This is a genomic window from Paenibacillus sp. GSMTC-2017 (assembly GCF_016019935.1).
GTDB lineage: Bacteria > Bacillota > Bacilli > Paenibacillales > Paenibacillaceae > Pristimantibacillus.
Window position 1 is genome coordinate 203,087 of sequence record NZ_JAECMT010000003.1, and the last position, 22,362, is coordinate 225,448.

General features: G+C 46.9%; 15 protein-coding genes. 10 read left to right on the forward strand and 5 right to left on the reverse strand.

From position 1 onward, the window contains the following. Positions 1 to 445: 445 nt before the first annotated feature. Both I6N90_RS25080 and I6N90_RS12915 read right to left on the reverse strand, forming a co-directional pair. The gene (locus tag I6N90_RS25080; RefSeq protein WP_197936030.1) at positions 446 to 1,678 is read right to left on the reverse strand and encodes a hypothetical protein; all 1,233 of its coding nucleotides are present in this window, start codon (positions 1,676 to 1,678) and stop codon (positions 446 to 448) included. Between the two features lie 508 nt (positions 1,679 to 2,186). Next, complete coding sequence (locus I6N90_RS12915) at positions 2,187 to 4,787, reverse strand: collagen-like protein (RefSeq protein ID WP_332262463.1); 2,601 nt, start codon at positions 4,785 to 4,787, stop codon at positions 2,187 to 2,189. Positions 4,788 to 5,046: 259 nt separating this feature from the next. Here I6N90_RS12915 and I6N90_RS12920 point away from each other — a divergent pair, with 259 nt between their 5' ends. The 5 genes from I6N90_RS12920 to I6N90_RS12940 all read left to right on the forward strand — a co-directional run bounded on the left by I6N90_RS12920 (position 5,047) and on the right by I6N90_RS12940 (position 9,092). Further along, positions 5,047 to 5,847: a hypothetical protein gene (locus tag I6N90_RS12920; protein WP_197936031.1), complete on the forward strand. Its 801-nt coding sequence runs from the start codon at positions 5,047 to 5,049 to the stop codon at positions 5,845 to 5,847. An 11-nt stretch (positions 5,848 to 5,858) separates the two neighbouring features. Continuing rightward, complete coding sequence (locus I6N90_RS12925) at positions 5,859 to 6,311, forward strand: flavodoxin (protein WP_197936032.1); 453 nt, start codon at positions 5,859 to 5,861, stop codon at positions 6,309 to 6,311. A 23-nt stretch (positions 6,312 to 6,334) separates the two neighbouring features. Further along, complete coding sequence (locus tag I6N90_RS12930) at positions 6,335 to 7,045, forward strand: hypothetical protein (protein ID WP_232242969.1); 711 nt, start codon at positions 6,335 to 6,337, stop codon at positions 7,043 to 7,045. A 196-nt stretch (positions 7,046 to 7,241) separates the two neighbouring features. Then, on the forward strand, positions 7,242 to 8,093 hold the full coding sequence (locus I6N90_RS12935; RefSeq protein WP_197936034.1) for a helix-turn-helix domain-containing protein: 852 nt from the start codon (positions 7,242 to 7,244) through the stop codon (positions 8,091 to 8,093). A 312-nt stretch (positions 8,094 to 8,405) separates the two neighbouring features. Continuing rightward, positions 8,406 to 9,092: an SOS response-associated peptidase gene (locus tag I6N90_RS12940; protein WP_197936035.1), complete on the forward strand. Its 687-nt coding sequence runs from the start codon at positions 8,406 to 8,408 to the stop codon at positions 9,090 to 9,092. A gap of 394 nt (positions 9,093 to 9,486) precedes the next feature. Here I6N90_RS12940 and I6N90_RS12945 read toward each other — a convergent pair whose 3' ends face one another. From I6N90_RS12945 to I6N90_RS12955, 3 genes are all read right to left on the reverse strand, one after another. After that, positions 9,487 to 10,485 (reverse strand): electron transfer flavoprotein subunit alpha/FixB family protein, encoded by a 999-nt coding sequence (locus I6N90_RS12945; RefSeq protein WP_197936036.1) that lies wholly within the window; start codon positions 10,483 to 10,485, stop codon positions 9,487 to 9,489. A 189-nt stretch (positions 10,486 to 10,674) separates the two neighbouring features. Next, on the reverse strand, positions 10,675 to 11,496 hold the full coding sequence (locus tag I6N90_RS12950) for an electron transfer flavoprotein subunit beta/FixA family protein (RefSeq protein WP_197936037.1): 822 nt from the start codon (positions 11,494 to 11,496) through the stop codon (positions 10,675 to 10,677). A gap of 178 nt (positions 11,497 to 11,674) precedes the next feature. Continuing rightward, a complete protein-coding gene (locus tag I6N90_RS12955; protein ID WP_197936038.1) occupies positions 11,675 to 12,043 on the reverse strand; it encodes a hypothetical protein in 369 nt (122 codons plus the stop codon). 433 nt (positions 12,044 to 12,476) lie between these two features. Between I6N90_RS12955 and I6N90_RS12960 the strand changes: the two genes are divergently transcribed. The 5 genes from I6N90_RS12960 to I6N90_RS12980 are packed head-to-tail and all read left to right on the forward strand — an operon-like array spanning position 12,477 to position 22,357. Then, positions 12,477 to 14,723, forward strand: coding sequence for a (Fe-S)-binding protein (locus I6N90_RS12960; RefSeq protein WP_197936585.1), 2,247 nt, complete (start codon positions 12,477 to 12,479; stop codon positions 14,721 to 14,723). A 58-nt stretch (positions 14,724 to 14,781) separates the two neighbouring features. Further along, a complete protein-coding gene (locus I6N90_RS12965; protein WP_197936039.1) occupies positions 14,782 to 17,247 on the forward strand; it encodes a 3-hydroxyacyl-CoA dehydrogenase/enoyl-CoA hydratase family protein in 2,466 nt (821 codons plus the stop codon). Between the two features lie 13 nt (positions 17,248 to 17,260). Next, complete coding sequence (locus tag I6N90_RS12970) at positions 17,261 to 18,487, forward strand: acetyl-CoA C-acyltransferase (protein ID WP_197936040.1); 1,227 nt, start codon at positions 17,261 to 17,263, stop codon at positions 18,485 to 18,487. A 33-nt stretch (positions 18,488 to 18,520) separates the two neighbouring features. Beyond that, positions 18,521 to 20,353 carry an acyl-CoA dehydrogenase family protein gene (locus I6N90_RS12975; RefSeq protein ID WP_332262454.1) on the forward strand — a complete coding sequence of 611 codons (1,833 nt, stop codon included), beginning with the start codon at positions 18,521 to 18,523 and terminating at the stop codon, positions 20,351 to 20,353. Positions 20,354 to 20,368: 15 nt separating this feature from the next. Beyond that, entirely contained in the window at positions 20,369 to 22,357 is a 1,989-nt protein-coding gene (locus tag I6N90_RS12980) for a long-chain-fatty-acid--CoA ligase (protein ID WP_197936041.1), read from the forward strand. Positions 22,358 to 22,362 lie beyond the last annotated feature (5 nt).

Sequence of the window (22,362 nt, forward strand, 5' to 3'; positions counted from 1 at the left end):
GTGGAAAGTACGTTATATCCTTAATGAGCCAATATATTTTTGGATGCACCATGTTGCAGAATTCAGAATGTGATTAATACCATCCTCCTTCATAGGTTTATAGTATGTGGCGTGGCATTAACCACTGGATATCATTTGCATAGATTTCTAGATAGCATATGATAGTTGCGGAGTTAATAGGAAATGGACAAGAGTATACATTTACATAGGTAATGTAGCTATGAAGTAATTTCGGTATTTTTAAAATGATAAATTGATCCACTTGCAGATGTAAAAGTAGTTTTAAGTAAAGAAAAAAGCTGTCGAGGTTTCTCGACAACTTGAAGTAGGAGTCTAGCTCTAGCAAGTAAATGTTGCAACATAAGTGATTGCATTTCTTTAGGCGTAATTCATGTCCATTGTAATAATAAAATTATTAGTTGAATTTAATAAGGGGGCCATTTAGTTATCCTACTTTAACCGCTGTGATTTGAGTAGCATTTACACCACCAGTCAAAGTAATACTACCACCACCAGTCCCTGCATTGACCATACTTAGGGTGCTTCCTGCAGTCGTTACATTGACTAATGCCGTTCCAGCAGTAGGTTGAGAACCAACTGGTCCAAGGGGGGGATTTGAATTAGAAAATAGATCTGTACCCGGAACAGGCACTCCATTTAGGCTAAGTTGGACATCTCCAAGGGTATTGGCAGGAGTTAATGTTATTGGATTATATTGGTAATTAACAAGGTATACCCCAGGTGTAGCGAACGTTATTGCGTTCGCAGCTAGTGTTTGATCAGCAGTAGTACCAGCACCTGTAGTAGTTAGAGGTAAAGTAGCGCCAGGCGCGACGGTAACTCCGCCAGTTGAGTAGAAGAAGCCTCTTGATAGTAACGCAGAAGCAGTAAATGAAGTTGGGCCAGTTGGACCTGTACTTCCAGTCGCCCCAGTCGCCCCAGTAGCGCTAGTTGCTCCAGTCGCCCCAGTAGCGCCAGTAACGCCAGTCGCCCCAGTCGCCCCATTAGCTCCAGTAACGCCAGTAACGCCAGTAACGCCAGTAACGCCAGTAACGCCAGTAGCCCCAGTAGCCCCAGTAGCCCCAGTAGCCCCAGTGGCACCCGTAGCACCTGTAGCGCCAGTAGCCCCCGGATCACCTGTAGCTCCCGTTGCTCCAGTCGCACCTGTAGCCCCCGTAGCACCTGTAGCTCCAGACGCACCTGTAGCCCCTGTAGCACCTGCAGTTCCAGTCGCACCTGTAGCCCCCGTAGCACCTGCAGTTCCAGTCGCACCTGTAGCCCCCGTAGAACCGGCAGCCCCAGTGGCACCTGTAGCACCTGATGGTCCAGGAGGACCTCCAGAAGGCCCCGTCGGCCCAGAAGGCCCAGTTGGTCCAACTGAAATTGGTGTGTTCAAAATACTGTTCAGCTTACTGTCTAATAAAAACTCTTTTTTCGTAACGGCATTAATTGTGTCCCTAACGCTTTCATTAATTGTCAGGATGTCGCTAATGGTTGCTGGAGGAGACGTTACTCCTGGTAAAGTGCCAAGTACAAATTGAAGTTTTTCTCCTTCAGCATTCAAAATGTGACTAAGTCCGAGTTCCTCTAATGCGATGGATGAAAGCAACAGGTTAATTGCATCATCTCTAGTTAATGTGATTAGAGGGGTAATATTGGGAATATTGGATTGTGACATTATCATTCTCCTTTGCAATCTAATTTTTATTTACTAGTTATCATATGCATGGTAGTGTAGAGCGCACTTAATAGAAGCGGAGTTCCATGAAAATGGTCAGTTGTACTTACATCAGCCACAAAGGCCTGAATACATCATTCATTTGAAATATTAATATTTTTGTTTCACTCGAAGCGAGTTACTTTTTGATAGTTATGTGGATGATCATCCATACTTAAATAAGTACCTGAAGTTTTTATATCATTCTCATAACATATAAATTGGACGAGGGTATGGTAGGGAGGAGATAAGAGGGAAGATAATAGTTTAATGATAGAGTTAACAAAATTATAAAATGATTATTAAACGGACCAATCCAGCAAACAAAGGATGCATTTTACTCTTATACATGAATAGTACAAAAATGAACCGGCGGATAGAATTCTAGTATGTAGTCTTTTTCTTTCGAAGTAAGTTGTTTTTGTGAAAAAACCGACTACACAAATGTGTAATCGGTTTTAATTTTTTATTAACCTAAACGAATGATGATAAGCGAACTGCTATTTATAGGCGAGCCATTAATTGCTGGTGCTAGGAGAGTGGTAGTGGTGCCATTATTGATAATTTGGATCGTGTCCCCAGCAATGAATCGTCTTACCAAATAACCGGATGAGGATTTCGCGCCAGAACCACTGTTTTCTGTGCCAGACGTTGATCCTAAGAGCAAAGTAGTTGAGTTTAGCTCAATTCCAAAGTTTGCAGTTTGGCCACCGTCTGCAATTGTCATATAAGCAATTGCATACAAACCATCTACATTAATAGTAATAACTCCTCCTGCATTGGAGAACGAACCAGCCGGATCAATTAGTTCGGTTACTAAAGGAACAGTGCCACCTGATGGAATCGTTGTATTTCCTGTATTGCTAAAATGCCCCGCGACACCTAACCCAGGAACTCCAGTTGGCCCAGTTGGTCCAGTTGTTCCGTCAGTACCAGTTGGTCCAGTTGGCCCTGCAACCCCGTCCGCACCAGTGGCACCGGTCGCCCCGTCATTACCAGTGGCGCCAGTAGCACCGGTTGAACCGTCGTTACCAGTGGCACCAGTCGCGCCAATCGCCCCGTCATTACCAGTGGCGCCAGTAGCGCCAGTAGCGCCGGTCGCCCCGTCGTTACCAGTGGCGCCAGTCGCGCCAATCGCCCCGTCGTTACCAGTGGCGCCAGTAGCGCCGGTCGCCCCGTCGTTACCAGTGGCGCCAGTCGCGCCGTCCGCTCCGTCGTTACCAGTGGCGCCAGTAGCGCCGGCCGCTCCGTCGTTACCAGTGGCGCCAGTCGCGCCGGTGGCCCCGTCATTACCAGTGGAGCCAGTAGCACCAGTCGCCCCGACTGCGCCGTCCGCTCCCGTTGCACCAGTGGAACCAATTGGCCCTTGAGGTCCAACTGGCCCTTGCAGACCTTGAGGTCCTTGAGTTCCTGCTGGCCCTTGTGTTCCAGCTTCTCCTTGTGGACCTTGAGGCCCAACTGGGCCTTGTGCCCCTGTAGTTCCAGTAGCTCCTGCTGTACCTGCGGTTCCTTGAATTCCTTGAAGACCCTGAGGTCCAACTAGACCTTGAGCTCCAGTCGCTCCCGTCGCCCCAGTTGTGCCAGCATTACCTTGAGGTCCCTGAGGCCCTTGAGGTCCAACTGGCCCTTGCGAGCCCGCTTCACCAGTTACACCTGCTGCGCCAGTATTACCTTGAAGACCTTGAAGTCCTTGAGGTCCTTGAGACCCGACAGGTCCTTGTGCCCCCGTTGTTCCAGTAGCTCCTGCTATACCTGCTATACCTGCAGTTCCTTGAGGCCCTTGAGGTCCAACAAGACCTTGAGCTCCAGTCGCGCCCGTTGCCCCAGTTGTACCAGCATTACCTTGTGCTCCTTGAGGTCCTTGAGGTCCGACTGGCCCTTGCGAGCCTGTTTCACCAGTTGCACCTGTTGTGCCAGCGTTTCCTTGTGGCCCCAGAAGTCCTTGAGGTCCTTGAGGTCCAACAGGACCTTGTGCCCCCGTAGCTCCAGTAGCCCCTGCTATACCTGCAATTCCTTGAGGTCCTTGAGGTCCAAATAGACCTTGAGCTCCAGTCGCGCCCGTCGCCCCAGTTGTGCCAGCATTACCTTGAGGTCCTTGAGGCCCTTGAGGTCCAACTGGCCCATGTGAGCCCGTCGCACCTGTCACGCCTGCTATACCAGCATTACCTTGCAGCCCTTGAAGGCCTTGAGGCCCTTGGGGTCCGACTAGCCCTTGCACGCCAGTCGCTCCAGTTGGACCAACTGGTCCTGCAGATCCTTGAGGTCCTTGAGGTCCGATAAGTCCCTGAGGACCAATAGCACCTTGCGGTCCAGTTGTTCCAGTACTTCCAGTAGCACCTGTCGCACCCGAAGCACCTATCGGTCCTTGAGGTCCTATAGGTCCTTGAGGTCCAGCATTGCCTTGCGGTCCTAGAGGCCCTTGAGGTCCAGCTAACCCTTGAAGTCCTTGCGCACCAATTGGTCCAGGAATTCCTTGGATTCCTTGAGGTCCCTGAGCACCAACAGCACCTTGCAATCCTTGAGGTCCTTGTGCACCTTGAGGTCCTTGGGCTCCTTGAGCACCAGGATCCCCAGTCGCCCCAGTTGGTCCAGCTGGACCGCCTGAAGGCCCTGTTGCACCCGTAGATCCCGTGGCTCCAGTTGCTCCAGTTGCTCCGATCAGCCCATCAAGCCCATCAAGTCCATTCAGGCCAGCTGGGCCTGCTGGCCCAGCTGGCCCAATAGGCCCCCGTTCACCTTCGTGGCCACGTTTACCACGTTCACCATCGTCACCACGTTTACCGCGTTCTCCGCGCTCACCTCGTTCACCTCTTTCTCCTGCAGGTCCAGTAGGCCCAACTAAGGTGATGGGATCCTCGAAATAAGGATGCTCGTAATGAATTTCGCTTTTACGATGACGTGATTTTGAGCCTGCTACAACAATCCGGTCCTTTTTAGTGCCTGTGTTTTTCTTATGTCTATTCTTGCTAGATGATGATTTACCGCTATTAAATTTTTTTATTTCTACAACTTTCTTCTGTGAGGGTCGTCGATTGCTTTTTTTATTTAATGAGTAATCCAGAAAGAGCACCTCCAAGTTAATTTACTTATACTACGGGCTAATGCGTATATTTGCTTGGGTGCAGGGCGGGCGGGCGCATAGGCATTCGCACATTTTTCGAAAAATGGGCGCTAGGAGACAGTTGACATTAACACTGAGAATAGTTATCATATTTACGAAAGTGATAATCATTATCATTACTTGTCTGACAAAGGAAATCCACCACAGATAATCATCTTTGATTAAAAAGGTAGGCATCGGGCCACCCGAGCACTGAGGAGATAGATGTATGCAAACAGGGACAAAAAAACCATGGAACTGGCTGTTATTCCCGTTCTCATCGGTCAAAGCGAGTCCATTTGGACTTTTCGCAGCATCCGTAGGGTACGGGGTGTATGAAATAGATGAACAATTTAATTGGGAGAAGATTGATGCTGGATTGCCAGATACAACAAGTATCCACCGATTGCAGCTTCATTCAGAATTACTGCATGCCTGCACGAATAATGGTTTGTACGAATGGATGGGAGAGTCGTGGGAGCATGAGGGGCTAGCACTTCCGTGTTATCAATACCGTAGAACTGGAGGTGCAAGCTATGCAGCTACCGATGATGGTTTGTGGATTAAAACGGCTTCTAAGTGGGGGCTTCTTGCATGTGAAGGGAAACGGATTTACGATTTCCTGAATCTCCCTCAATATATGATAGTTGGGCATGAAACTGGCATCTCTTTATATGACCGTTTCATGGATGACTGGGCTCATTTTGAGCTGGAAAGAAAAATAACGAGTTTGGCTGTTTACCGTGGTCATTTGATTGGAGCAAGTGATCAGGGTGAATTGATGGTTGGCGATAAGAAAGGGAAGTTTGACCGCATTCGTTTTGGCAAAAAGTTTATTTTCTCGGTTGCAGCCAAAGGAAATGAAATTTATGTTTGTACGGATCAAGGTCTATTTAAACTTGCTTACATTGCAAATAAGTTAATTTTGTTATCAGTAATGTTAGGTTTTCCAGTAACGGACGTTGATGTGCATGGTGAAGAGCTCTACATGGCTACGTTATTCCAAGGCATTCAAACAATGAAAATATAGGAGGAATAGTGATGCCGAAAATTATTATTTTGTACACCAGCTTAACGGGAAACACAGAAGAAATGGCTGAATCGATTGCAGAAGGTGTTAAGGCGACTGGTATTGATTATGTATGTAAAGAAGCATTTGATGCAAAACCAGAGGAGCTTCTAGATTACGATGCAATTATTATGGGAGCGTATACGTGGGGCGATGGCGAACTACCGGATGAGTTTCTTGATTTTTACGAAGAAATGGACGGTTTAAATTTAGCAGGCAAAAAAGCTGCAGTATTCGGATCAGGTGATACTTCCTATCCTGTTTATTGTGGTGCAGTCGATATTATTGAAGGGAAGCTTAAGGAGCTTGGTGCAGAAATCGTCTGCGAAAGCTTGAAGTTTGAATACAATGCTTCGGACGATGAGAAGGTACTGGGAAAACGCATTGGAGAGCAAGTTGCGGGACTATTATCGGTTGCAGGATGAGGTTTAATAGGGGGACAGAAGGCATGTTAGAGCCAATGCCAGCACTAATTCGTATTGACGATTATAAAATAGAACAGATTTTGCGTGGTGTAGAGTGCAATAACAAGCCATCGAATGAAAGTGGAGGGAAACGTTCTCTTCATTGGAAAGAACTCGTTCATTTCGCTGCTTGTCATTGTGTGAATGATGTTTTGACATCTACATCAGGTAAGAGCCTAGCGGAAACGTTAGAGAAAGCCAATAATCGTTGGTGGACGAATCGCCATTATAAATTTCATTCCAATGAGCATTTTTTGCAAGTAAGACATACGGTGAACGCTCATCTGCTGTCCTTTCTAACTCATCACGTCGCAAGTAAGCCGATAATGTTATTCGAGCCATCTACAATACATATAGAAGAATTGGGTATGGAGCTGGCACAAAATCTTCATGTTGTAGCAACACTTGATGATCACATTCAAGGTGAATACATCGTTCAAAAATTTATTGTGGATGAGACTCCCGAGTCGTTAGAGTTGTATAAACATATGACTACAGCATTCGGAATGAGCGCATTCAAGCGGTTGCCTGAGCGAATTGAGGCTTTATCATTGATTAGTGGTAAACGGTATATGTGGAGACCAGATATGGAGTCGTGGAAACAATCACTTGATTATATGCGACTGGTCAAAAGTTTGCTTCCGGCGTCGTCAAAGAGAGCCGATGGAACGAGTGGACTAAAGTTGATTATGTAAATTGTGGATGTTTAGTATAGTTAGCATCAGTAAAATTATGTTCGTTCAATTGCTCAAATATGGATATACATAACCTCGCATCGCTTCCTATATGGGACGGCGGGGTTTTTTGGTATGGACAAATGAACGGATAATCAAGTAACATGGCAATATTCATAAGAAAAGCTAAGGAAGCTAAGCTTGAGGAGAGATCAGCTTGTCAGACGATTTATTGCTCACATTTCGCTCGCCGCCGTTGCCTTTTTTTGTGGAATCGAATCGAATTACTTATCGCCCTGGGGAAGAACATCCCAACCGAACAAATTTAGGCGTATTTGATTTATTATTCGTGAACGAAGGTACGCTGTATGTAGCGGAAGAAGATTACAAATGGACGTTAACGCCAGGAGATGTACTCATTTTGAGGCCTGACCGTTGGCATTACTCGTTTCAACCGTGTACAGAGGAAACGGTGTTCGACTGGGTACATTTTCAGACGGTCGGAGCATGGGAAGAGACAGAGAATAACCAGCAGGGTACGCTGCGAGGCGATTACTATACATATGCGATTCGCCTTCCCAAAAAGATGAAGTTGTCTTATCCCAATGAGGCCAAGCTCATATTTGCACAGTTGCATGAGGCTGCCAAAAACTCGTCGCATGGCGCGTTTTGGGATCGACAACAACGTTTCCTGCATCTGTTGCAGATGCTCGATGAAGGCTGGCGTTCAGATGCTGCCAGTGCTGCAGTATCTATCGCGGAGCGAGCGGCGGCATATTTGAAACTTAATTATCAAACGCCAATAAGCAATACGATGCTAAGTGAAGTATTGGGATTGCACACAAACTATATTACTCGCTGCATGACAGAAGTATTTGGTTGTACTCCTCAGCAGTATTTACTTTATTATCGTCTTGATCAGGCAAAGTTGCTTCTTATCAAGACGGATTGGACGATTGCTAAGATTGCGGAAGAGACTGGCTTTAGACAAACGCCACATTTCTCTAGACTATTTGCTGCCCATACGGGTATGCCTCCACTTAAATTTCGGAAACGTTTTACAACGTAGAAGGTTAATGAAGGCAATTAGTTAATGTTGAGCAATGGATAGCTAGTGTAGACAACTAGCTTGTCTATGTAGATAGCTAGTTAATTAATAAAGCTAAGTAACAACCTGTTCGTCAATAAAGATAGCATGATGTCTAAAGTAGACGATGTGTTGGCCGTTGTGGGTAGCTAATAGACTAAAGTAGATAACTTATTGGTTTACGAAGGTAATTAATTGCCTCCGTAAACCAATCTTTTTATTGCATGCATAATTTTCCATCTTACAACAGAAACTGAATTCAACACGCAACCTAAAGTGAAGGAGTGACTTGCGATGATTGAACGGTTTTCGTTGACGGCGGAGATAGGTGAAGTGGTAAAGAGGTTTGGGGTAAGTGAAATTATACAAGGAATTACGAGTCGGTTTAATGTAGCACCTACCCAAACGGTATCTATCGTCATGAACGATAGGCATAATGTAAAAGTGTTGCAAGAAGCTAGATGGGGACTTTTCCCCTTTTGGGCAAAGGATTCTATTAATGCGGATCAAGAGATGTTAACCGACAAGCCATATTTGCATCGGATGCTTAGCAGTCAGAGATGTGTTATTCCGTGCAGTGGATTCTATGGGCAAAAGCAATTTAGACATGAACGAGATGCACGAGCGATGCATACGGTTGTACCTAGTCAGCCGCTCTTTGGGGTTGCAGGTATTTTTGACCGCTGGCGGCATGTAAATGGCAAAGAGGTGTGTGCCTTCACGATGCTGACTGCAGCAACCACGGGTACAATGTCCGTTTGGCAGTCGCATGTCCCAGTTATTTTGGATGAAGAGGGTATCGAAGATTGGATGGACCCAACGATCAAGGAGTTTAGTAAGTTGCGAAAACATCTTGAGGCGATGGAGAGTTACTTGATGCGATCCTATCCCGTGACGAATGCGGTTAATGACGAACGATATGAAGCGCCGGATTGCATTCATGAAATTGTGCGACCGGAGTTCGCATTAAAGAATGTCTAGCTATTTGCCGACAGCATCAGTTTTGTAAGGTCGAATACTAAAGTATAAACAAGCCCCCTACTACGCCTTTGCGTTAGATGGGGGCTTGTTTTAGTTAGTTTTATAGTATCTCTTGGCACTTCCGGGCGCGGTGCCGGAAAAAGCGCTGCAAGGTTAAAAAATACCCTTGCAGCGCTCCACAGCACAGTTTGTGTTTTGGTTCTTGAGTGTTAAGAGAAAAGTGTGTTGAAACGTGCTAAAGTTGATCCTAAGTTAGAGTAATATGCGGAAATATAGTCTTATTATTAGTGCTAATCGAATGAATATCCTCATCTACAGTAACAGGTAATTGCTAATTCTAGTTAAAAATAGCCTAATTATAAGTAACCTAGTTAGTTGAAAACAGCAAGTAGCGTCATCCTGTTACTTTGGTGCGTAGCACTTCTGCTTTAAGTAAAGGGACTATTTCGAATAGATCTCCAACGATACCATAGTCTGCAATTCCGAATATGGGAGCATCGGAATCTTTATTGATTGCTACTATCGTGCGAGATTGACTCATCCCAGCTAGATGCTGAATGGCACCGCTAATTCCACAAGCGATATATAGTTGTGGGGTTACGACTTTGCCAGTCTGCCCGATTTGGAGCGCATAATCGCAATAACCAGCATCGCAAGCGGCGCGCGAAGCGCCAACTGTACCACCAAATGCAGCGGCTAGCTCATGGAGTGGCTCAAAGCCCGCCGCGCTGCGAACACCTCTGCCGCCGGACACGATGACATCGGCTTCCGCAAGATCAAGCTGTCCGCGGGTGCGACGGACAATTCCGCGCACCGCTGTAAGAAGCGGCGGCGCCGTATAGGCGAGCACGGCGACTGAGCCGCCGCGTTCGCCAGAGTCGCATAGCTCCGCTGGCGGCAAATTATTCGGGCGCACCGTTATAACCCACGGGTGGCCCGGAAGGAAGCTGCGCCGCTCGAACGCCTTGCCGGCGTAGAGCGGACGAACAAATGCGACGTCACTGCCATCACCAGCTACTTCGATGGCAGTGACGTCAGCAATGTGGCCGGCGCTATGGGCTACGGCCACACGGGGCGCGAGCTCGCGCCCCGATGCGGTATGGCCGAGCAGTAGCGCATCCGGCCGAACCGCTGACATTGCTGCGCCCAAAACGGCGATATACGCCTCGGGCACATAGTGTTCGAGGGATGGATCGTCGGCGATATGGACGACGTCCGCTCCTCGCGCAATCAGCTCGGCGGCGGAATCAGCTGCGCCGCCGAAGCAGGCAAGGACGGCGTGGACAGTGCCGTCCTTGCCTGCCAGCCGCTTAGCTGCGCCGAGCGCTTCGAGCGCCACTCGGCGAAGAGCACCTTCTCGGCGCTCAGCAAAAACGAGTATCGTTTTGCTCATACGATATAGCTCCCCTCTTCAGTTGTTACTTTACTTCCACCTTCAAACATACTAAGCATTGCTCTGCAGAGTATGATGCCTCACACGTGTATGGTTTGGGTACTCTAAGAGGCTCGGCGCGTCAAATAAGTTCGATAGTGCTTTGTGATCATTTATTTCTCTGCTAATGTCGTCACAGTAAGTTAACGACTATAGAACTTTAGCTTCTGTCTGAAGCAGCTTAACAAGTTCTAATGCTTGCTCATTGGGTGTTCCATTTAGTTGTTTGCCAACTCCACGAGGTGGGGGAGGGAATAGTTCGACTCTTTCTGTACGAGCAGTCGTTATATCCGCAAGGTTGCTGGACACAAGGTTGAGTTCTTGCAACGTTACTGTACGAAGTGGCTTTCGCTTAGCTTTCATAATTCCTGGTAATGAAGGATAACGAGGTTCGTTAAGTCCCTGTTGGGCTGTTATGAGGGCAGGGAGTGGAATCGCAATTTGTTCAGAATCTCCTTCGATATCATGTTCAACTAAAGCGAAGAGGGAAACTCCGGAGGCTGTTTCAATGCCGAGCTCTTTCGGCTGAGCTATAGTAATTTTCAAAGCTGCTGAAGCATGGGGCAGGCCGAGTCGTTCGGCAATTTGCAATGCAACACTTCCCGAGCCTGTATCTATTGCGAACAACCCAGCGAGCAATAGGTCTGGTGAAAGTGGAGCAATGACTGCTGCAAGTGCTGCAGCTATAGAGAAACCATCATCGGGAAGACCCTCAGCGTCGATGTGGATTGCTTCATCAGCACCAATGGCAAGTGCAGTCCGTATCGTCTCCTGGGAACCTTCCTTACCACAAGTTAAGACGATAACTTCGCCGCCATGTTTCTCCTTCAGACGTAATGCTTCTTCAAGTGCATATTCATCATAAGGATTGATGACAAATTTGGCCTCTTTTTCATCGACTCCTTGAGATGTAACGATAACTTTTTCCTCTGTATCAAATGTCCTTTTTAGAAGCACTACAATTCGTTTCATATTGTCCCCTCCATTAAAAATTCAGTTGGAGTATCCACCTATATGATTTATATGTTCAAAGTCTGCACGCTATGAGGGCACACAAACATGTAGTTCTCTTATCGTTTTTCTATGCAAAAAAAAAACCGCCAGCGTCAATAATCGACAAAGGCGGCAGCAGAACTTGAGTGTATTGAAATTAAATAAAATAGCTGTTGATTGTGAGTGATGAAAGATTGCCACCGTAGGAGTATTTAATTTTGTAAGTATCCTGTGGCAATCCAGTTATAGTGAAGTCGAAACTAACTGTGCCGGAGCCGCTGCTAGGTGGGCTGAGTACACGCGATCCCATTTTCACATACTCCTCCACGCCGTTTACTGTTCGGTAAACTTTTGCAATGACTACCCCTCCGCCTCCATTAACATATACATATCCAGAAACTTTTAGAGATCCTTGGCCGGTACGAGTATCTGTTTGGTTCAAATTAGTGGTAGCGCTTGCAGAGGTAGCAAATATGAAGAGCATTACAGCAGTTAATAGTAATATCGATAACCTTTTCGCTTTCATTAACATCCATCCTTTCTATTTGAGAGACTAGGAGAAGGAGTCTCAAAAGATGTGAAAGCTGGCCAGCGTTCTGTTAACTGTGCTTACTTCCTTCTACTAAATTACTATAGCAGATTACATTAGTAATCACATCAAAAATTGGAATTTTCAGACTATTTTCCTATACATCATACAAATCATTCCGATTTCCACCATTTTCAGCTATTGGTGAATCATGATCGGGAGACCCCATTCATATACTTGAACCATTATGGTTGCAATTGTAAACGGTTTAACACTAGCCCTGAAATATTGCGAAAGGAAAACAGCTTGGACAGTTCCAGCCATATGTTAGATGGGGAGGGCTGTGCGAATGGAATGGATAAAGGCGGCAGTCTATTTTGCACTAAATGATGACTTAGCAATTTATGAGGGGCTCCACCTTACTGCCACAATGATAACAAGTGTAACTGTTTTAACTCCTGTTTTCTGGGTGAGGTGGGGAGTATTCCTTGCACTTGTTGGGTTTGCCGTGTGGATGTTTGCAATCGTTATATGGCGAAGAATCGGTTATATGAAGTTAGGAGTGCCAAGTGAATTTGTCCGGTATAAACCGAAGAGGAAGGATGGGTTCGGGGGAGAGATGTTTGGTCATCGCAGGCTGCTGAATGATCTTAGAAGCGGGTTCATGCATCTCATTTATTTTTACGGATTTATTATGTTGCAATTCGGTGCTATCGATCTTATTTGGAAGGGGCTCAGTGGGGGGAAGAGGTTACCTATCCCTCTGTATCCTCAGTTCTCTTTGTCGCAGGAGATAACGACTGGACTTGTATTTGCAGCTGTACTATACGGCGCTTATCGCAGGTATGGAGAAAAGTTGTCGAGATTAAAAAGAGGATGGAAGCCATCACTTGTACTTTGGTTTATTGGTTCTCTCATGTTGACGATTATGTTTACGCTAGCGTTCGAGAGATTAACTGAAGGCAAAGAGGCAGCTTTGGATACTATATTTGCACCAATCAGCGAACCGTTGTCTCAATTATTAAACATCGCAGGTGTTGAGGCGCAAAGTCAGCTAGCACATGTTGGCTTTGAAGTTTTTTGGTGGCTTCATCTGCTTGTTTTGTTAGGTTTTCTTGTGTACGTGCCGCAGTCCAAACATTTTCACTTAATAACTGCGCCCGTCAATTTGTGGTTTCGGCGTAATTCACCTCATGGAAGACTCACCCCACTTGATCTAGAAAATGAAGAAGCAGAAACTTTTGGCGCGGGGAAGATCGAACATTTTTCACAGAAACAGAATCTTGATCTGTATGCGTGCGTGGAATGTGGACGGTGCACAAATGTATGCCCCGCTACGAGTACAGGCAAACTGCTTTCCCCTATGCATCTTATTGTGAAGCTAAGAGATCATTTGACAGAGAAAGGAGCAGCGATTACATCCAAATCTCCATGGATGCCAGCGGGCTTATGGCAAAAGAAAACCAGTGTATCATATGCACACGTTATGGGTGCAGTAATGCCTACATGGGAAGGGGGGGATGATGGCGAAGGTGAAGGGAATTCGTCATATAGGACGAATATCGCACCGACGATGGCTGTGCAAGGTGCTGCATGGGGCATAAGAGAAGGCTCTAAAGTAGAAGATCTTGAACTAATCAGGGATGTAATAACGGAAGATGAGTTATGGGCATGTACGACTTGTCGCAACTGCGAAGAGCAATGTCCGGTTGGCAATGAGCATGTAGATAAAATTATCGACATGCGTCGGTATTTAGTATTAATGGAAGGCAAGCTTCCATCCGACGGACAGCGGGCTTTGCAAAATATAGAACGACAAAGCAATCCATGGGGACTGCCAAGAGCTGAGAGGGCTGCTTGGATGGAAGAATGTGAAAGTAAGACGGGAATTCGGGTTAAGACGATGCAAGAATGCAAAACAAGCGGGAAGTTGCCTGATGTACTGCTTTGGGCAGGGTCGATGGGCTCATATGATTCAAGGAGCCGACGTGTATTATTCGATGTGGTCAGATTACTGATGAGGGCAGGAGTTAACTTCGCAACGTTAGGGCAGGAGGAACGGAGTTCTGGCGATACTGCAAGGCGAATCGGAAATGAACTGCTTTTTCAAGAGCTATGCAAGGAAAACATCGAAACGTTACAAAGGTATGGCGTTAAGCATATCGTTACGACGTGCCCGCATACGTTTAATACATTCAAAAATGAATATCCAGATTTTGGTCTTTCTACTCAAGTGAAAGTAGAACATCATACTGAGTTACTTGCTAGGTTGTTGCAAGAAGGAAGATTGAGAACGAAATATGCGCTAGAGGAACGAGTTACTGTACATGATTCCTGTTATTTAGGTCGTTACAACGATACGTATGAGGCGCCTAGAAGTTTGCTGAGAGCTATACCGGGAGTGACCATTGAAGAAATGGAACGATCAGGTGCTAATGGGATGTGCTGTGGAGCAGGTGGCGGTCTGATGTGGATGGAAGATCATTCAGGCAGTCGAATCAATTATGCAAGAACGGCACAGGCGCTAGAGGTGAAGCCAAGTGTAATCAGTTCTGCTTGTCCCTACTGCCTTACGATGATGGAGGATGGTCTGAAATCGATGTCACAAAACGATTCTGTGACAGCTCGTGATGTTGCGGAGATGCTCGCAGAAAGTGTATTTGGGTTAAAGGGTTAGGAACTAAGAGAGAGTTCGGTTTAAGGGATTACGATTAAAGGGGAGGTGTATTTGTAAAATGTCACTACAAGCGTCGCAACAGAAAAAGGCGAGCTCGATACGTAGTGCAGCTGTTATCGGTTCCGGTGTAATGGGAGCAGGCATCGCCGCTCATTTGGCTAACGCAGGGATGCACGTGTTATTGCTTGATGTCGTTCCTCAAAGTGTGACGGAAGAAGAGGAGAAGAAGGGATTATCGTTATCTGATGCTGTTGTAAGGAATCGGTTATCTGCTTCTGCGATTGCCAAAATGCCGAAATCTCAGCCTGCCCAACTCTACGACCCCGGCTGGGTGAAGCGGTTAACGCCGGGTAATTTGTCCGATCATTTGTTAGCGCTTGGTGATGTGGATTGGATTGTTGAAGCGGTTGTTGAAAGGCTGGATGTGAAGCGGGAAGTACTTGCGGCAATCGAGTCGGCTAGACGTCCGGGGACACTAGTCAGCACAAATACGTCTGGACTATCCGTGTCTTCAATGGCAGAAGGAAGAAGCAGCGAGTTTAGGCGGCATTTTGCCGCAACACATTTTTTTAATCCTCCACGATATATGCGGCTAGTAGAGGTAGTTCCGACAGCAGATACCGATGTTGAAGTTGTTAAACTGCTGACTGAACTTTGTGAGAAGAGACTTGGCAAAGGTGTTGTCGTGGCGAACGATACACCAAATTTCATCGCCAATCGAATCGGCTCTTTCGGAATGCTAGTAACATTAAAGGACACGATTGCCTACGGATTAACGGTAGAGGAAGCGGATGCATTAACGGGTCCTGCTTTAGGAAGACCAAAGACGGCTACTTTCCGTATGCTGGATCTCGTCGGTTTGGATACGTTGCTGCACGTTGTCGACAATGTTCGAGAGCGAAGCGAGGATGAATGGGAGCAAGCTGTATTTGCGAGACCGCAAATTTTGGAAAGATTAGTGGCGCTTAAGAGGTTAGGCGAGAAGTCTGGTGCAGGCTTCTATCGGAAGCTTCGTGGTGAAGATGGACGAAGCACTATCCAATCTCTGCGACTGGATACGCTCGAATATGGAGATCAAGGTCGTGTGTCATCGCCAGTTATTGAGGCAGCTAAAGCGGCTAAAGGTGTTGCGCTCAAAGCTAAAGCTTTAATAAACACGAATCCAAATCATAAACATGGGAAATTCGCATGGTCGACACTCAAGAAAACATTACTTTATTCTGCTGCACAAGTTGGTGTTGTAGCGGACACAATTACTGACATTGATAGAGCGATGCGATGGGGGTTCAACTGGGATCTTGGACCATTTGAATTGTGGGATGCACTTGGCTTGGAAGAAACGGTTGCCCGAATGAAGAAGGAGGGCGATGCCATACCTGAATGGGTAGAGAACTGGCTCGCTGCTGGTCATAAAAGTTTTTATTTGGAATCTGAGCAAAAAAGATATTACGCATCAACAGGAGGATATTCGACCGAGGAGCAGGAGGACGACTTTATTTCTCTTGCTACACTTAAGGGATCAGGTCGTACGGTACTATCCACTCAAGGAGCCAGCTTGATCGACATAGGAGATGATATCGTCTGTCTGGAATTCCATTCGCAAAGTAATGCGATTGGTGGAGAAATCTTGTCTGCGATTCGCCAATCTGTCCAAGAAGTGTCCCGTAATTGGAGGGGACTTGTACTCGCTAACGAAGGACGCAATTTCTGCGTTGGAGCAAACCTAATGTTGCTTCTTATGGAAGCTCAGAATGGCGAGTGGGAAGAGGTTGAAGAAATTATCCGGTTTTTCCAAGATAGTATGTTAAGACTTAAGCGTCTTGATCGACCTGTCGTTGCGGCACCTCATCGAATGACACTTGGTGGGGGAGTGGAAGCTTGTCTACCGGCAGACCTTATTATTTTGTCACCGGAGACATACTTCGGATTAGTAGAAACAGGAGTTGGTCTAATTCCTGCGGGCGGGGGCTGCAAGGAAGCTGCGGCATTAGCTGCTGTCAGGGCTGGAACGGGAGTAGGAGTAGGCAGAGGGGGGAATGGGTCTGCAAGAGGTGATCTGCAACCGCCACTGAATGAACTATTCGAGACGATTGCGCTTGCCAAAGCATCATCTAGCGGTCATGAAGCGCTCAGACAGGGGCTACTGAGACCACAAGATCGTGTCATTATGCGGCAAAATTCACGTATCGCTGAAGCGAAGAGGGCGGTGCTGGAGCTCGATCGTGCGGGCTACATTGCACCAGCAGAAGAACGTATTCGTGTTGCAGGTAGTGAAGGGAAAGCAGTGCTAAAGCTTGCTGTGCAGGCCATGCAACTAGGTGGAACGATTAGTGAACATGATGCATTAATAGGCGGTAAACTTGCACATGTCCTTGCGGGCGGTGATATCCGTCCAGGTTCGGAAGTAAGTGAGCAATATTTGCTTGATTTGGAATGTGAAGCATTCCTTAGTTTATGTGGTGAACGTAAAACGCAGGAGCGGATGAGTCATATGCTTGCCAAGGGCAAGCCGCTACGCAATTGAAAGGGGGAGGACGATGACTAAACAAGCAGCACCTTTCGCTAATCATGAGCGTGACGCAGTTATTGTTGCGGCTGTACGAACGGCGGTCGGCAAAGCTTCAAGGGGAAGCTTAGCGGAAACTAGGGCAGAAGATCTTGGAAAGGCGGTATTACAAGGAGCACTCGAAAGAGTGCCAAAGCTTCCTCCCGAGTTGATCGAAGATGTCCTGTTTGGCTGTGCTATGCCAGAAGGTGAACAAGGGCTTAATGTTGCACGCATTATTTCGCTCTATGCAGGATTGCCTGTAACGACGCCTGCTGTGACGATTAATCGATTCTGCGCATCGGGCTTACAATCGATAGCTTATGGGGCGGAGCGCATTCGCCTTGGTGAAGCAGATGTTGTTGCAGCTGGCGGTGTTGAGAGCATGAGCCATGTACCGATGACAGGGTTTCGACTATCGCCCCATCCCGGCATCGTAGAAGCAATGCCGGAAGTTTATATGGGAATGGGGCATACAGCGGAAGAAGTGGCACGTAGATACGGTGTCACACGTGAGGAGCAAGACGCTTTCGCTGCCGCAAGTCACCAGAAAGCGGCTACTGCGATTGCGGCAGGTTTGTTCCAAGCGGAAATTGTTCCGATCAGAGCTAGAAGCTCAGGAACGGATGAAAGCGGTCGTCCGTGGGAGAAGACGTTCACCTTCAGTATCGATGAAGGGGTTCGACCAGAAACAACGACGAGGACACTTGCGCCGCTTAAGCCTTCTTTTGCAAGAGATGGTACGGTTACGGCAGGAAATTCGTCGCAGATGAGTGATGGAGCAGCAGTCGTTATTATGATGAGTCGGGAGCGTGCAGAGGAGCTTGGACTGCGCCCGCTTGCTGTATTTAGAAGTTTCAGTGTAGCGGGAGTAGCTCCCGAAGTGATGGGGATTGGCCCGATTGAAGCAATTCCGAAGGCGCTTAAGCGAGCGGGTATTTCGAAGGAACAAGTTGATTTGTTCGAGTTAAATGAAGCTTTCGCTGCACAATGTGTGCCGATTATTAGGGAGCTTGAGCTTGATCCGGAACGAGTGAATGTGAATGGCGGGGCCATTGCGCTTGGTCATCCGCTTGGCTGTACGGGAGCGAAGCTGTCGGTAACGCTAATTCATGAGCTTGGGCGAAGAGGCGGCGGTATTGGTGTAGTTACAATGTGTATAGGTGGTGGTATGGGAGCGGCAGGGGTGCTGGAGGTTTATTCAAATTTGGAGAGTTAAAAGTACACTCTGAACTATAGGGAGGGCTGCGTTGTGACGGGAACGGTACGTTTTGGCGGCCGATTTGTCGTGGAGGACAGCAAGCCGGAATCGGTCGCAACTCCAGAGGATTTCACAGAAGAGCAGCGGATGATTGGGCAGGCAGCAGAGCAATTCATAGAGGCTGAGCTATTGCCTCGGGATGTGGAGATTGAGGCTCTTAATTATGAGCTGACAGTGGAGCTGATGCGGAAAGCGGGAGAGTTAGGATTGCTTGGTGCCGATGTACCAGAGCAATATGGCGGTATTGGTCTAGATAAGGTGAGCACTACTTTACTTGCAGAGACACTCGCGCGAGCATCGTCATTTGCACTTTCGGTTGGTGCGCATACGGGAATAGGTACTTTACCGATCGTTTTTTTTGGTACTCCAGAGCAAAAAAACAACTATTTGCCTGATCTAGCATCAGGTGCCAAAATCGCAGCTTATTGCCTAACGGAGCCTGCATCCGGTTCAGATGCACTTGGTGCTCGAACGACGGCGAAGTTAGCTGAAGACGGGCAACATTATCTATTGAATGGATCAAAGTTATATATTACGAATGCTGGCTTTGCAGACATATTTATCGTATATGCGAAAGTGGATGGCGAGCATTTTACAGCTTTTATCGTTGAACGGGATATGGATGGTCTTAGCGTTGGACCAGAAGAACATAAGATGGGCATTAAAGGATCATCAACATGTCCGCTGTTTTTCGAGGATGTAGCAGTTCCTGTGCAGAACGTGCTCGGCGAGGTAGGCAAGGGACATCACATCGCTTTTAACATTCTTAATATTGGACGATTCAAACTTGGTGCTGCATGTCTGGGCTCGGCAAAAGAAACGATTGAACTTGCATCGAGCTACGCTAACACTCGTAAGCAATTTGGGCGTGTCATTTCTTCCTATCCGCTTATTGGCGCTAAACTTGCAGATATGAATATACGTACATTTGTCCTTGAAAGTATGGTTTATCGAACAGCGGGCTGGATCGATGGGATGCTACGTGATTCTGATGCAGAGTCGGAAGCTAGTAATACAGGAAAGCAGGGTTCGGATGAGCGTCAAGCTGCTGTTGATGCAGGGGTGCGTGCTGCTAAAGCGATAAGTGAATATGCACTAGAATGTTCCATCGTAAAAGTATTTGCTTCAGAAGCACTCGACTTCGTCATCGACGAAGGGGTGCAAATTCATGGTGGATATGGCTATATTCGTGATTATAAAGTAGAACGAATTTATCGCGATTCACGGATTAATCGCATTTTTGAAGGGACAAATGAAATTAACCGAATGCTCATACCTGGCACGCTAATTAAAAGAGCGCTCAAGGGTGAAATACCATTGATACAAAAAGCTCAAGCGTTGCAGGGGGAACTCATGCAGCCGATGCCTTTGCCACCGTTCACGAAGCTGCTTAGCAAGGAGGCCTATCGTCTTGGTCAAGCGAAAAAGACATTTCTCGCGATTGGCGGTCTAGCTGTACAAAAGCTAGGTTTGCGGCTTGAACAGGAGCAGGAGGTGCTTTGCATATTAGCGGACTTAATGATACAGACATTCGCGATGGAAAGCGCGATACTGCGCACACAAAAGATGCTGAGCAGAAGCGGAGGAACGATAACAGAACAAGCCGAACATGCGGCAGCGATGACAGAAGTGTTCGTTCAAGAAGCGATGGAGAAAGTAGAATGCCTTGCCAAAACTGCCCTGGCTGCCCTGGAGCGGGGAGACGGTTTGCAGATGCAGTTGTCTGTGCTGAAGAAGCTAATGAGAGCTCCGCTCTCAGATACGATAGCGCTTCGGCGTGTAATAGCGGCACGAGTTATTCGAAGTGAGCATTATGTCGTGTAGAGGGGGAGATCTAGAATGGAACCACTTAGACCTGAAGACCCTTTTTTGCCCGAACAATCGCAAGCTCAGGAGAAAGCAACTGATCCGGACTTAGAGTCTGCTGAATCGGAAAGATCGGAAGACACAGTAGGCTTTCAGTCTCAAGATGAGGAGACACAAGAGTCGGAGGATGAAACGGAGTCAGAGTCACACGCATTGGCAGCGGAAGAGTCAGATGTTGAAGAGGGTAGCGAAGAGGATGTGCTGTCACAGTCAGATGAAGTACATCCCTATAACGAGCAAGTACCGTCTCATCGTCCTTGGCTCCGTCATTACCCAGAGGAAGTTCCTGCATCCCTTACGTACCCGAATTATAGCATTGCTCAATTCCTCATTCATGCCGTTAATCATTATCCGAACAATGATGCGATCTATTTTCTAGGGAAAACAATTACGTATCGAGAACTACACACTAAAGCGGTTAGGCTGGCTAGCGAGCTTGTTGCGCTTGGGGTGGTAAAAGGGGATCGTGTAGCTATTATGTTGCCGAATTGCCCTCAAGCAGTTGTTTCCTATTATGGCGTCCTGCTTGCAGGAGCAATTGTTGTGCAAACCAATCCGCTGTATGTAGAGCGGGAGCTTGAACATCAAATAAAGGATAGTGGCGCAGTCGCTATCCTTACGCTAGATATGTTGTATGCCCGCGTTGCTCGTGTTCGAGGTGAGAAGCCACTTGAAGGGCCAATTCCTACCCTCAAACATGTCATTATTACTTCTATAAAAGATGGCTTACCATTCCCGAAAAGTATGTTGTATCCGATTAAGCAACGGAAGGAAGGATTTCGTGCAAACATTCCTTACGGTAGGCTTGGTGTGTTTGCATATCGTAAGCTCCTGACTGGGAAAGCTCCAGACGTTGAGCTTCCAAGGCTTGCGAGCGGTGATGATATTGCGGCTCTTCAATATACCGGAGGTACGACCGGAACACCGAAAGGAGTCATGCTGACACATGGCAACTTAGTTTCTAACACGATACAAACTTCTACTTGGTGCTATAAAGCTGAAGACGGAAAGGAACGGTTTCTAGCTGCACTACCACTGTTTCATGTATTCGGGCTTACCGTATTATTAAATATGTCAGTATCATGTGCGGGCACACTCATCCTACTTCCTCGATTCGAAACAGATACGGTTCTGAACACCATTAATGATCAGAAGCCAACAATATTCCCAGGTGCTCCTACGATGTATGTCGCACTCATTAACCATGCTAATGTTACAAAATCTGATTTATCTTCTATAAATGTTTGTATTAGTGGTTCAGCTGCATTACCACTTGAAGTTCAAGAGAAGTTTGAAGCGTTGACAGGAGGAAGGCTAATTGAAGGTTTTGGTTTGACGGAGTCTTCCCCCGTTTCACATGCTAATCCAATTTGGGGTCTGCGTAAGATTGGAACTGTGGGAGTTCCTTTTCCCGATACAGATGCTGCTATCGTTGATCCTGAAACAGGTGAACATTTGCCGATTGGTGAGTTAGGTGAGCTCGTTATTCGAGGACCGCAAGTGATGAAAGGATATTGGAATAGACCTGAGGAAACTGCTCAGACCTTGAAAGACGGCTGGCTCTACACAGGAGACCTTGCCACGATGGATGAAGATGGATTTTTTACGATTATGGATCGGAAAAAGGATGTTATTATTGCAAGCGGCTTTAACGTCTATCCTCGCGAGATAGAGGAAGTGTTGTTTGAGCATCCTGCTGTTCGTGAAGCGTCGGTGCTTGGCATAAAGGACGAATACCGGGGGGAGACGGTAAAAGCATATATTGTGTTAAAAGAGGGTTGGCAAGTATCATGCAGTCAGCTTGATCGTTGGTGTAGAGATCGGCTAGCTTCTTACAAAGTACCGCAGTATTATGCGTTTAGGGAAACGCTTCCAAAAACAATGGTAGGTAAGGTACTCAGGCGTAAGCTTGCAGAAGAAGACCTCGGGCATGACGAGATCTCTTCGGAGCAGAAGGAGTGAACCCT